This window comes from Brevibacillus dissolubilis (genome assembly GCF_006170445.1).
Classification (GTDB): domain Bacteria; phylum Bacillota; class Bacilli; order Brevibacillales; family Brevibacillaceae; genus Brevibacillus_B; species Brevibacillus_B dissolubilis.
This window is the reverse complement of record NZ_VCNA01000001.1, coordinates 132,139-146,751: the sequence shown is the minus strand read 5'-3', so window position 1 is coordinate 146,751 and position 14,613 is coordinate 132,139. Positions and strand designations below refer to the sequence as shown.

Genomic DNA, 14,613 nt, shown 5'->3' with positions numbered 1-14,613 from the left:
AATGAAATAGATTTCAAATTATTATATTGATAAAATGTATATTTTTACTAAAACAATAAGACTCTTCATTTTTATGTTACATAAACATTTTTTTATTAATATTCTTTTGGAGAAACTAATTTACTTACTCTTTTTTTTTGTTATCATATATCTATCTTGTTACTTTGCAAAATATTTACAGAGGAGATGTACAAATGCAGAAACAGATTGATATTAGTGATCCAATGATTCTTAGTAATGAAGCTTTTAATACGAATCCGTATCCTGTGTATCGCGAGTTTCTCAATCAGGGGGAGATTCACCGCTTAAATATTTTTGGCGGTATTTGGTTCATTGGCGGGTACGAGGGATGCGCAAAATATATCTCAGATCCCCGCATCTCACACAATACGGCACAAGCCTACTGGGCGATCCAATTCTCTGAGCAGCAATTATTCGGAATTTCCGAATTTATCCGTGTCTTCTCTATGTGGATGGCCTTGCAGGATGGACCAGCCCATCTGAAATACCGCAGTATTTTGACCCAAGCTTTCCAGCAATCCTTAAAAGGAATTGCTCCATACATAAAACAAGTAGCCAATGAGCTGCTCGATAAAGTAGAAAAACAAGGTCATATGGATATCATCAATGACTATGCATACCCGCTTCCTACCAGAGTCATCATGAAAATGCTGGGGATCCCAGAAGAAAAATATCCGGAGATCGCTCTCTGTGCTGACAGTCTCGTAAAAGTGTTCGGTTCCATGGATGTCACCTATGAGCAGGTCACTGAGGCACAGAACCGTCTGATTATGCTGACCACTTATCTGAGCGAGATCATCGAGCAACGCAAACAACAGCCGCAGGATGATTTTATTACCAAGCTGCTCAACGTCGAGGATGAAAACGGAACGAAGCTGACGGTTGATGAGATTTATGCCCAATGTACCAACCTCCTGTTCGGTGGTCATGAAACTACCCGCAACCTGATCGGGAACGGGTTGTGGTCCCTCTTCTCTCATCCGCAGGAATTCGACAAGCTGCGCAATCAGCCTACGCTGATGAGAAGCGCGATCCAAGAAATGCTTCGTTTTGAAAGCCCGGCTCAAATCACCGTGCGTGCTGCTCTCGATGATTTGGAAATGTTCGGACAGCAGATCAAAAAAGGTGAACTGATCATGTTCTGTTTCGGTTCAGCTAACCGTGACCCACGTAAATTCACCAATCCGGATGAATTCCAAATCGAACGAAATGAAGCGCGTAATATGGCATTCGGTATCGGTGTTCACTCTTGTATTGGTGCTCAGCTTGCATTTATGGAAGCGGAAGTTGCAATCAGCACCCTGATTGCGAGATTCCCGAACGTGAAGCCTGTTAAAGACAAGGCGGTATGGCAAGGCAATGCAGGTTTCCGTGGACAGACCGAGCTGCAGGTGACTTGGTAGGTTCAAAATGATTATGGCGCAGGTATGGTTTTGCGCGCCGTGTCGCATCTATTAAAAAATCGCTCTTCATCCAGCCTTTTATCGGGTTGGGTGAAGGGCGATTTTTTTTTTTTGAACCAAGGATTCTGAACGGAGGTTTCTTTGATCAATCAATCTCTTATAAAAAAAGCCGCTTTCGGTCTTAGCAGTACCGAAAGCGGCCAACTTATTGGGTGTTACTGACTTCTTTTAGCGTGTACGTACTTTGTTATGCAGCTTTTTGGTCTTTCTTTTAAAGGAGTGAAGGAAGCTGTTGGATACCCCTTTTTCCGAGTAGAGTGCCTCACAGAAGGCGGAGACGGTTTCATAGGCTTTTCGCTCTGTGAGGAACATCATATGGTTGGACGTATCCAAGTCGAACATGTGTGTTGCGGGAATGAGTCGTTGCCACTCTTCCCAGTAACGGTCATCATTCATTTTGACTTCATCGTCTGCTGTGACAAAATACGGTTCCAGTTCTCCGAAGAACAATCCATCCCTGTTACGGAAGAAGTAGCAGGTAACAGCCTGTGGATCGGGAAGCGGTGGTGTTTGGTACAGGTGTAATCCATATGCTTGTTGGATTTTGACCGTATGCAGGATCAGGTTTTGGATCTGTTTGTCGGTTTTGTTCAAGCCTCTTGCTTTGGCCCGTTCCATCAGATCTTCCAAGAAGTCTTTATCCTCCAGGGTGAAATCAAGCTCGTCACGGTGTATCAGGGTTCGGCTGATTTTTTCCGGCTGCTGCAGAATGGCTGACAGCAGTCCCATGTTGACGGCTTGGAGGATCAGACCTTTTTTGGAGGTTTTGATCTCGTCCTGGCCGGTCAGATGCATGGCGTCGAGCATGACGATGGAATTGACAACTTCCCCCTTCTTTTGCAGCTGACGGGCAATCTCGTAGGCAAGGATGCCACCCAGCGAGTATCCGCCAAGATCGTATGGGCCTTTTGGCTGTACGGTTTGGATGATGTGCACGTAATACATGGCCATCCCCTCGATTCCGTATACAGCGGCGCGGTCGGTCATCCAGCCCCGTGCCTGAATCCCATAGAACGGCCGCTTGCTCTTCTGTGCAATCAGATGATATCCCTCTACCCCACCGAATACGGAATGCACCCAAAAAACAGGTCGTCCATGTGTCCCTTGATTGAGGCGGATCAGCTCTGGGAACTGTGGATAGCTGACCGGAATTGGCGCTTGCTCCTGTGGCTTGGATTCGACTGTGCTGGCTCTCTTTTGAGACTGCAGGACGTTGACAATGTCGCGGATCGTCCGGCACTCGCGCAGGAGGGTTACGTCTAGCGATGGGTCGATCTGATTGTGCAATTTTTGGATGAATTGCATCAGCAGGATGGAATCGAATCCATACTCATCCAATGAGGTGTTCACTTGGATTTCCTCTGGCTCCATGCCCAGTGTGTCGGCGACGATCTCGGTCAGCTGTGGTTCTAATGAAGGATCGTGGGATGGCGTGGAGGTCATCGGGTTGGATGGTGGGATGATGTCGTCGACGCTTGGGATCAGGTCGTCTAGGCTTGGGACGAGGTCATCCAGACTGGCGGCGATGTCGTCGACGTTGGGAATCAGGTCGTCTAGGCTTGGGACGAGGTCATCCAGACTGGCGGCGATATCGTCGACGCTTGGAATCAGGTCGTCTAGGCTTGGGACGAGGTCATCCAGACTGGCGGCAATATCGTCGACGTTGGGAATCAGATCGTCTAGGCTTGGGACGAGGTCATCCAGACTGGCGGCGATGTCGTCGACGTTGGGAATCAGATCGTCTAGGCTTGGGACGAGGTCATCCAGACTGACGGCAATATCGTCGATGTTGGGAATCAGGTCGTCTAGGCTTGGGACGAGGTCATCCAGCTCTGACGTAGATACGGGAGTTCTTTTTTCTGCTGGTTTCACCATTTCTTGCTGGGGAGGCTTTGAGTTCGGCGTGTTCACTGTATTCACTGTCTTCGCCGTTTCGATCCAGCAACGCCGTTTTTCAAATGGGTAGGTCGGCAATGGAATTCTTCTCGCCTGTTCTCCCTGACGGATCACATTCCATGGGATTTTTCCACCTTTAGCCCAGTAGAACGCGATCTGATCGAGGCAATTTTGAGCGAGCAGGCTTTGCAGGACGATCTCTCCCGCTTTCCCGGCGAGCAGGGTTTTGATGTCAGAACTCTCCTCTTTGAGGTTGCCTGTAAAGATCGGGATCGAGGCTTGGATGGCTTGGTTTTGGCTGATGGAGGTCAGGTACGCCCTCAGACCATGAATCAACTCTTCCTGAGTCGTGACTACCATCGCCAATCGGGCTTCCATCGCTTCGCGTCCTGCTTGGAGTGTATAGGCCAGGTCTGCCAAGGACAATTCCTGTGTGCGTTCGGCATAGGCCAGCATGGATTGGGCGAGTGCCTGTAAGCGGTCTGGGTTCTTAGCGGACATGACGACAATCTGTGGGGCAGCCGCTGGGCGGGATTGTACACCTCCTGCTTTTGCCGGGATATATTCCTCAATCACCGCATGAGCGTTGGTTCCGCTGATCCCCGTGGTGCTGATTGCGCCCAGACGCGGTTGATTAGGCCTGGTGGTCCATGCCGTATTTTCAGTCGGGATGATAAATGGACTGTTCGGGAAATGGATATACGCATTCGGCGATTCGTAGTTGTGCAGAGCCAAAATCGTCTGATCTCTCATGGCCATCAGCATGCTGATCAGGCTGACGACACCGGAGGCGGCAAAGGTATGGCCGATCAATGGCTTTACCGAGCCGATCGCACAATATTGCTTTTCATCCGTATAGCTTTTGAATGCGCTTGTCAGAGCCTGAACCTCAATCGGGTCGCCCAGCTGTGAGCCTACGCTGTGGGCCATCACATACTGGATATCAGCCGGATTGATCTGATAACGGTCATAGACCTGCTCCATCAGCTCTGCTTGGGCCACTGGATTCGGGGCGGTCATGCCGTTGGTTTTGCCGCTGTAGTTGATTCCACTTGCCTTGATGCAACCGTAGATGTGGTCTTGATCCGCAATTGCCTTGGAGAGTGGCTTGAGCAGGACAACCGCTACGGCTTCGCCCGGAACCAGCCCATTGGCCTGCTGATCAAAAACAGAGCACGTCCCATCAGGTGAGAGCATTCCGACACTGCCCATGCCGACATGCAGCATAGGTGACACCATCAGGTTGACACCGCCGGCTAAGGCCATCTCACACTCGCCTTGACGCAGAGCTTGACATGCTTGATGAATCGCGACCAGACCAGATGAGCAAGCGGCTGTCAGGGCAAAATTCGGGCCTCTCAGGTCTAATGCGTAGGCGATTCGTGCAGCCAGCGTAGCGTTTTGGTTGCTGTTGATTCCGCCTTGCTCGCCTGCCAGATAGCCATATTCGCCTTCTTCTACCCCGACATAGACCCCGCATGACTTCCCTCTGATCTGATCCCCCATGTAGCCTGCATCCTCTAAGGCATGCCATGCTTCCTCTAAGAAGAGACGCTGTCTTGGGTCCATCGCCGCCGCTTCTTTAGGTGAGATCTGGAAAAAGAGTGGGTCAAATTTGTCTATCTCTGGGATAAATCCGCCATATCGGGACTGCGCCTCGCCTGATTCCAGAGAGTCAGTCTGAGTTCCCCCGCTCCAGCGGTTTGGTGGGACTTCGGTGATGGCGTTTTTGCCGTTCTTGATGTTGTCCCAGAACTCTTCTACCGTGTTGGCGTTCGGAAAACGTCCGCTCATGCCGATAATCGCGATTGGTTCTGACAACGATACCGGGATGGAGGCTGGTGTGGTTTCTGCCGGAGATTGTGGTTGGATCGCCACGGCAGATGCTGTTGTGTGTTGCGTTGCTGATTGGTGTGGTTGTTCCGGCTGATATGGTTGGGACAACTCTGGTGTCACCAGCGTTTCTTGTGGGACTACAGTTGCCTCCATATCTTTGATGTAAAATGCCCGGATCGCTTCTTGGTGCTCCTTGACGTAGTAGCGCGTCAGCTTTTCCAAGGTGGAATGACCAAACAGCGTGGCTGGGGTCATCTCGATCTGATAATGATTGGTTAACACGGTCGCTAACTCAGCGAGACTGATGGAGTCAAAGCCGAATTCAGCCAAATTTTCTTCCGCATCCAGTTGATTCCGTGGGATTTTGAGGATTTGGCTGACCAGCTCTTGGAGATCCTCTAAGACCGCTTTTTCGATATCGAATCCGTCTGTGACAGCCTGTCTTGCGAGTGCGTTCGATGTATGACGCACGATGCTGGCAGCTGAATTCACTGCAGATACAGGTGTTGCTGAAATCACATACGTTGTACTTGCCTCAGGAGTGACTGATGTTGACGCACCATTGGAAGTCTCCTCTTGGGCGAGACCCAAGAATCGGTACACCCGTGTAGGCTGTCCAGTCACGACAAGCTGCTGTGTACGGGATTGGGATAACATCTGGTCGAACAGCGCAACCCCTTCTTCTTTTTCCAAGAAACGTTGTCCGCTGGATTTGAGATACATGCTGGTAGTGACCTCATCATGCGTGCCCATGCCGCCTTCCTTCCAGAGCGGCCAGTTGATCACAAAGGTCTTGGCTGAGTGCTGATGAGCATGGTAGCGGGCATATGCCAGCTGGAAGCGGTTGGCGATGGCATAGTCGCAAGAGCCAAAATCCCCTAAGATCGCAGAGGATGAGGAGAAATAGCAGGTGAAGTCAAGTGGCTCTGCCTGCTGGGTCTTGCTAAGTACTTCATCCAGCACTTCGTGTAAGACGATGGTTCCTTTGATTTTCGGGTTCAGCACCTTGTGGAAGTCGTGAATCTCTTTTTCCGGCAAGATTTGGCTGCTTTCAATCCCAGCAGCATGGATGACACCGTGAATATTGCCAAAGCGGGCTTTTGCCAGCAGGATGCCTTCCTTCAAGGCGGCACGGTCGCAGATGTCGGCTTGGATGTAAAGAACCTGACTGCCGAGGGCTTTGAGTTCATCGATTTGACCTTGCTTGGTATCATCCAGCGCAGAGCGGCCAACTAATACGAGATGAACTGGGTGCTGGGTGGCAAAATGTCTGGCGAATACGAGTCCCAGTCCTCCCAAGCCGCCTGTGATGAGGTACGTCCCGCCAGGTCGCAGTGTACGTGTGTCTGATGTGTTTGATGTCTCAGACATTACAGGCGTTGGCTGAATCAGGCTGACGTGACGTTTTCCGTGTTGATACAGGACGCTCTGGGAACTTGCCGATTGGAGTTCCTGCCAAAGAATCGGTGTCCAGCTGTCCATGATCGCAAGCGGGTTCAACTCTGTTGCTTCTTGTATGATCACATTAACTTTGGTCTGTGGCATCATGAGTCCCAGCGATAGCTCGAAGCCAATCCAAGAGTCCAGGCAGCAGCGCTCCAGATCATTGGTGTACTGGCCCGCTAACAGCACTCGGGCTGGTTTGAGCGGTTCGGCTGCGATAGCTTGCAGGATGTAGACGATGCTAGTGACGTCCTGAACGCAAGCTTGCTCTTCCAAGCCCCACAGATAAAGCACGGCGTCCACTTTGCCGTGATCGTTTTGAATGCGTTGGAAGGTTTCGCGGTACGCATCACGATCGTCTGAAAGAATGCTGTAATGATTGTCCAATTCTTGATAGGTTGCCGTACCTTGTGAAATGAAGATCACCTTGGTGTCCTGATCCTGATTCATCTGACGCAGCTTCTCCACGAGGGTAAGCTGGTTGACTGGATTGGAGAGGAAGCAGACGACGGTTTTATAGTCGGTGCGCGACGGAGCTGGTACCGATTGTTCCAGTCCTAGTTCCAGTTCCTGCTCTTGCCAGATTTCCTCAAAAGTCAGGATTTCGTAAGCTTCTTCCAACGTACGAGTTGCAGCCGATTGGGATGTGACAGTTGATGGAGCCTCGTCCTCGTTCACCGTATGGATCGTGGCGGCTGTCTGTGCGACTGTAATTGCTGTCATACGGTCTGATGGTTTGGCCTTTGCCCCACCTGCTGGAATCCAATAGCGCTCTTTGGCAAATGGGTACGTCGGCAGGCTGATCCGGCGCGGTTTGGCTGTACCGTACAGCTTGCTCCAATCGATTGGCAGTCCCTTTACCCACATGTCGACGAGCTTGGTGTATTTTTTGCGCTGCATCCATTTTTCGAGGGCTTCCTGCAATTCTTCGTCAGCGGCAAAAATCGCTAAGGTGTCGCGGTTGCGTCTGACCTGTCCCAGATAGAGCGACTCGATGCCATCTTCTCCATCGAGGAAGCTCTGCAATTTTTCCTGCAGCTCCTGAATCGAGCAGATAATCAGCCCCAGACGAGTGTCCATGGCATCACGGCCTACCTGAAGCGTGTAGCTGATATCGGCCAGATCGGCGTCGGTGAACGATTGTTGGCGAATGGCGGTAAGCAGTTGAGCAGCCTGCTCCTTGAGACGGTCTTCATTTTTGGCGGACAAAAGAATGATCGCAGGGTTCTGCGGAGTAATCGCAACAGCAGCGGTATCAGGCTGTGTCGGAATATACTCCTCGATCACCACATGGGCATTCGCTCCACCAAAACCAAAGGAGCTTACCCCTGCACGGCGTGGAAGCTCGTTGCCTGCTTGATCCTGCAAGGCGTTCCACTCTCGGTTCTCGTGGACGATATAGAATGGGCTGTCTTCAAGCTGAATATACGGGTTGATCGTGTCGCAGTGGAGGGTCTGCACCAGTGTCTTATGCTTGAGTTGCAGAAGAACCTTCAACACGCCGGCAATCCCTGCGGCCAGTTCGAGGTGCCCGATATTGGTTTTGACCGAACCTAATCCACAATAGGCACGGCTGACCTCGTTTCCTTCCTTGCTTCGGTTTAGCTCGGTGAAAGCAGCCTTTAACCCGTTGATCTCAATCGGGTCACCCAGTCGAGTGCCGGTGCCGTGTGCCTCCATATAGGTGATGGTGGATGGATCGATGTTGCCCTTGAGATAGGCGGTCTTCAACAGTTCGGCCTGTGCTTTCGGGTTGGGTGCGGTCAGCGAGGTCGCTCGTCCACCGTGGTTTTCATTGGTGGTACGGATGACGGCATAGATATGGTCTCCCGCTTGCTCGGCATCCTTTACTTTTTTCAGGAAAATCATGCCGACACCCTCGCCGCGTACGTAGCCATTGGCTTGGTCGGAGAAGGTTTTGCATCGTCCATCCTCGCAGAGCATGCCTGCTTTGTTAAAGCTGATATGTCCTTCTGGCGTAATGATCGTATTGACCCCGCCGACGATGGCTGTGTCACAATCCCCGTTTTTCATCGCGAGGACGGCACGGTGGATGGCGATCAGCGAGCTGGAGCAAGCTGTCTCGACAGGTTCACTCGGCCCATGGATATTCAGGAAATAGCTCATGCGGTTCGGTCCAACTGATGGAACCATCCCCGTCGAGGAATACGCTTCGATGTTGATGTTCGCTCTGGCAATCAGTCCGCTGTAGCCGCTGTTCGAAGTACCGACGAAAATCCCCATCTTGCTTCCTGACAGACTTTGGGCCGAATATCCAGCATCCTCAATCGTTTTCCAGACATAGGTCATCAAAAGACGCTGCTGCGGGTCCATCAGCTCTGCTTCTCTCGGGGAAATCCCGAAGAATGCCGGGTCGAAGTCACCTACGCCGTCGATGAAGCCGCCCCATTTGATATTGGTTTTGTTGGCTTCTTTGACTGGGTCACCATGGTACTCGCGCCAGTCCCAGCGGTCGCGCGGGATTTCGGTGATGCAATCCTTGCCTTCGACGAGATTGTTCCAGAACTCGTCCAGGTTGTCGGCCATCGGGAATTTGCCGCTCATCCCGATGATCGCGATGGCTTCGTCTGCGGGTCCGCCTGCTGTTGCGGACGGATTATTCGCCGTCTGCGCGGTTGTGGTAGTGGAGTTGGTGGCAAAACGCTGGCGACGTCTTTTGCTTGTGACGTTATTGCTTTCGACCGTCTGTTCCTCCACAACGGGTGCCGGGGTCTGGTTCGGGCTTGGTATCGCAGTCGTGGATGACACAGCAGATGATGGCACACCGAATGACCCTTGGTACTCGCTTGCCAAAAACTCCGCAAAGCTGTGAAGTGTGGAATGCTCAAAAAAGACGGCAGGTGTCAATTCCAGCTTGTACTGCTGATTCAGCTGGGTGGCGAGTTCGGTCAATGTGACGGAATCGAAGCCATATTCGTTCAGCTCCACGTCCACATCGATATCCTCCATTTTGACCTTGAGCAGCTTGGAGACTTTCTGCACGAGGATGTTTTGCACTTTTTCCAGCACAGCGCTGGTATTCGTCCCTGTGGCAGTGGTGGTTGCTTTGTCATCGGTCATGGGTTTGTCAGGGGTGGCTTGGTTTGCTTGCTTCGCTTGCTTAGGAGAAAGCAAGGTCTGTCTCAAGCGTGTGAGCTGCCCCTCGATCGCCATGATCTGTGGTTGACACGACGATGTCCCCTGATAAAAGGCGTGAATCCCACTCGCCGTATTCATCGGAATCATGCCCATGCTCTGCTTCATCATCTTCTCGGTTTCGGCCCCGACATGCATCCCGCCTTCTTTCCACAGCGGCCAGTTGATTGACAGGGACTTCCCGTGGCGCTGGTGGGAGGAGACGAGCTCGTTGCGATAGCTGGCATAGGCGTCCATAAACGCATTCGCGGTGGAATAATCAGCCTGGCCTGGGTTGCCCCATGCTCCCGCTACAGATGAGAAGAGTACAAAAAGGTCAAGGGCGATATGCTTCGTTGCTTCATCTAAATAGACAACACCGGATACCTTTGGCGCGAGGACGTTTTGGAGTTCTTCGGCCGTTTTTTTATGAATCAGGTTGTCTTGGGTGACACCTGCTGCATGGATAATCCCATTGAGGGTCCCATATTCTTGGGTGATGCTCTGGATCAGGCTTTCGACATCTTGTTGCTGGGTCACATCGGCTGTCCGGTACACGATGTCGGCTCCCAAGGCTTCCAACTCGGTCAGCTTGGCTTGCTTGTCTGGTGCGAGGGATGATCTCCCCGTGAGGATCAGGGTTGGATACGCCACTTTTTCCGCGATTTCTCTGGCAAAAACAAGTCCTAATCCCCCAGCGCCGCCTGTGATGAGGTAGATGCCGCGGTCTTTCCATGGGAGGGTGTTCTCTTGCTGGATGCCTTGGAGTTCACTCCAGCCAAACACGAAGCGTCTACCTACCAGATAGCGGATGTGTGTATCTTGCGGGCATTGGCTGTTTGGCATGAGCCTTTGTGCCAGGGTGGTTGCATCTGTTCCCTGCTCTACTTCGATTACTTGTCCGACCAGCTTTGGATACTCAAGCTGCGCGGTTTTTAACAGACCCTTCAGTCCGGCAAAAAGCTTCTGCTCTCCGTGGTGTGGCAGTACGATCTGGATGAGTACATTGCCTCCCGGCTTCTCTTGCATGATCGTTTGGATGGCTGCAAAAGCTTGGGCGGCATAGGTACGGAACCGCTCGTCGATGCTGCCTGACTCGGATTGGAGGCGGATGCAGGAGGCTGTGTGAAGCTCTCGTGTGACTGCTTCATAGACATGCACCTCAGGCTCGCAAAGCAGAACGAGATGCTTGGCATACGTGTGCGCGGTGGCTTCGCTGTGGGTAAGCTGTTCTGTCCACTCGGGCTTGAGGATCAACGTTCCCAATCCAGTAGAATCTGCCTCCCCGTCGAAAATGCGAGACATAAATCCTCTCAGCTTGACACAGACAGCTCCCTGTTCATCACACAGATCAATATCGAGCTTCATCACCTTGTCCTGTGCGGTATGGCCTGCGCTGTAGCGAATCGATGCCCACATCTCAGACGTGCACGGACGCAAGATATCAAGCTCCTGCAGGGCAAAAGGCAACGCCGGTTTGGCAGAACCCGCACTGTCGGATGTAACCGCATCAGCGCCCAACGCCAATCCAATCGCAGCTTGGAGTGCCGAGTCCATCAGGCTTGGATGCAGGACATAGGCATCGGCATCAGCAGACAGCGTGGCAGGCAATGAGAGTTTTGCCAATACGTGATCTTGTCCGACATAGACCTGCTCGATCCCCTGATGCGCTGGGCCGTACTCTAATCCCATCGCAGTAAATGCCTCGTAGCATTGGGATGGTGTCAGAGCTTGCTTCTTGCATTCCTGTTGCAAGGCAGAGAGGTTCAGTCGGGAATCGTCCGCTGCCGGAATCAAAAGCGCACTGCCTTGGCTGTGGACGACTGCTTCTTCGCTCTTCCCGTCCTGTTCTCTGTAAACTTCATATGAAATCTCGCCGTTCTCCTCGGGAAATAATCCGATATGTACATCAATAGGGGCTTCCCCTGCGCTGATTGGACTGAGCCACACCACATTTTTCAGCCGGATACCTGTCTCGCCTTGTCTGGTCGACTGAGCCACGGCTGCGCGGGCCATCTCCAGATAAGCGACTCCAGGGAGTACCTTCTGGCCTTTTACCCTGTGGTCGTTGAGGAAAAATTCGTCCCCGCTAAACGTGGAGCTAAAGCGTTGCTCCGAGAAATCCGAGGTGTTCTGGTGCAGCAACGGGTGGATGACGGCTGGCTTTTGTGCGGCTGCCGTGTGGTTGTGTGCCTGTTCAATCACAGGAATCCAGTAGCGGTTCTTGGCAAATGGGTAGGTGGGCAGGCTGATCCGGCGTGGCGTAGTCTCGCCATAGAGCGTGTTCCAGTCAAATGCAAGACCCTTTACCCAGTGATGGCACAGGTCGTGCAGTGTGCTGAGATCACCGTCGCCGTGAAGATGGCCGTCACTGGTGAGGCGTGTCTCTTTGAATTGCTTTAACGCTGCCAGGTTATCTTTTGTTGGTCGGAATTGTCCGTGGTAGAGGTCTGCAATTGTCTCTTCCCCTGCCAAAAATTGGTTCAGCTTGACTTTCAACTCTTCAATGGTGCTGACCATCAGTGCCAAGCGCTCTTCCATCGCTTCGCGTCCCACTTGGAGCGTATAGGCGATATCAGCCAAATCTTCATTAGAAAAGGATTGCTCATCGATCGCCGCTGCGAAACGCTGGACGCGCTCTTTGAGCCGCTCGGCACTCTTGGCCGACAGAACGATGATTGCCGGAAGGTTAGGCGTAATCGGAACAGCTGCTTTTTCCGTATGGTTCGGAATATATTCCTCGATGATCACGTGTGCGTTGGAGCCGCCCGCCCCAAAGGATGAGAGACCTGCACGTCGTGGCTGTTCCACCATTTTTCCATTGATCTCAAGCACGGTTCGAGGCCATTCTGCCAGTTCCTGTTGGACGACAAAAGGCGTCTGGCCAAAATCAATGTGCGAATTCAGCGTTTGGGAATGCAGGGACGGTACGAGCTGCTGATGCTTGAGCTGCAAAAGAATTTTGGTCAAGCCAGCGATTCCCGCCGCACTCTCCAGATGACCGATGTTGGTTTTGGATGAGCCGATCGCACAGTATTGACTGTCATCTGTGAATTCTCGGATCGTCTTGGTCAAGCCTGTGATCTCAATCGGGTCGCCCAGAGCGGTACCGGTGCCATGCGCTTCAAGATATGTAATCGTGCGCGGATGAACTCCTGCTTCCGTCAAAGCCTGCTTGATGACGCTGGCTTGTGCATTCGGATTTGGCACGCTGTATCCATTGGTTTTTCCACCGTGATTGATCGCCGTACTTTTGATGATTCCGTAGATATGATCCCCGTCCGCGATGGCTTTTTCCAGTGGCTTCAGTAGGACTGCCCCCACTCCCTCGCCCGGCACATAGCCGTCGCCGCCATCCCCGAAGCTTTCACAACGCCCCTTGGTAGACATGAACTTGCCCTGTGCAAGCAACAGGTATTTGTTCGGATGTATGGAGACATTGACTCCCCCTGCGATGGCAAGCTCGCACTCGCCTTTTTGGATGCTTTGGCAGGCTAAGTGCAGTGCGGTCAATGATGACGAGCACATGGTATCCATGGCAATGCTGGGTCCATGAAAATTGCAGAAATACGAGACACGGTTGGCAATCGATGATATCGTGCCGCTGACCGCGATCGGGTTGCCCGCGCTTTGGGCCTGCGCGCCGTACAGCTGATAATCCTCGTACATCGCGCCTACATAGACGCCTACATTGCCTTCCATCCCACGTCCGCGGTACTGACCCAGTGCGTCACGGGTATAGCCAGCATCCTCCAGAGTTTCATAGACGCATTCTAAAAAGAGGCGCTCCTGCGGGTCCATGATTTCTGCTTCCCGTGGAGAGATGTTGAAGAACAGCGGATCGAATTGGTCGACGCCATCCAAAAAGCCGCCCCACTTACTGTAGGTTTTCCCCAGTGTGTCCTTCTCTTCGGCGAAGTAGAGGCTGTGATCCCAACGGTCTTTCGGGATTTCGGTGATGCTGTCTTTGCCGTCGCGCAGGTTTTTCCAGAATTCGTGGATATTCGCGGCACCTGGGTAGCGTCCAGAGAGGCCGATGATGGCGATATCTGTGGTGCCCGTGGTGGTAGTAGTTGTGTCGGTAGGGAGGTCGGATGCAACGGTTGTGTTGCTGGACTGCTCTGCTGGCTGGTCGGTTGTAGCTGTTGTGCTTATGTACGGCTCCGCTGGCTGGTCGATCGCAGCTGTTGCGCTTATGTACGTCTCTGATTGCTGGTTGGTCGTAGCCGTTGCGCTTATGTACGTCTCTGCTGGCTGGTTGGTCGTAGCTGTTGCGCTTATGTACGAGCCTGATGCCTCTTCCCTCTTAGCTTCAGCTTCGGTTGCCGCGATCTGCTCAACCGGGGCTTCCATCCCCTCATTTACTCCAAATAATTGGATCAGCTCGTTCCGATGCGATTCTACGAAATAGCTGGCAAGCTCTCCGAGATTCTGGTATTCAAAAAACAAGGTTTTGGACAGAGTTCCAAAGACTTTTTCCATCTCTTCGGTCAGCTGCATGACCATCACAGAGTCAATTCCGTAGTTTTCCAGATGATCTTCAGGATCGATCAGTTCCTCAGGCAATTGGCTGATGGACGCGAGAGACTTGATCAGGTACTCCGTTGTCATCTCGTGGAGCCATTCTGGTGACAGGGCGACCGCTGATTGGTTCGTCTGTTGGTTCGTGGACAGGCCGTTGCTGTTCGTGCTGGACAGGAGGGTTTTTAATTGCTTCGCGGCATCTTGGTTACTGATCTTTCCTTCTTTTATTCCATCGTATAAAAACAATAGTTCATCACTCATCGCTCTACCCTCTCTTTCTCTTGCCAGTTTTGCT

General features: G+C 52.1%; 2 protein-coding genes. One reads left to right on the top strand and one right to left on the bottom strand.

Going from position 1 to position 14,613, the window contains the following annotated elements:
• Positions 1-194 precede the first annotated feature (194 nt).
• Positions 195-1,424 (top strand): cytochrome P450, encoded by a 1,230-nt coding sequence (locus FGI41_RS00340; protein ID WP_139487921.1) that lies wholly within the window; start codon positions 195-197, stop codon positions 1,422-1,424.
• A 228-nt stretch (positions 1,425-1,652) separates the two neighbouring features.
• Here the strand turns inward: FGI41_RS00340 and FGI41_RS00335 are convergent, their stop codons facing one another.
• The gene (locus FGI41_RS00335; protein WP_139487920.1) at positions 1,653-14,579 is read right to left on the bottom strand and encodes an SDR family NAD(P)-dependent oxidoreductase; all 12,927 of its coding nucleotides are present in this window, start codon (positions 14,577-14,579) and stop codon (positions 1,653-1,655) included.
• Positions 14,580-14,613 lie beyond the last annotated feature (34 nt).

What these genes read in the sequence shown, in the direction of transcription:
- FGI41_RS00340 (WP_139487921.1), top strand. Translation starts at nt 195, where the DNA reads ATGCAGAAACAGATTGATATTAGTGATCCAATGATTCTTAGTAATGAA.
- FGI41_RS00335 (WP_139487920.1), bottom strand. Translation starts at nt 14,579, where the DNA reads ATGAGTGATGAACTATTGTTTTTATACGATGGAATAAAAGAAGGAAAG.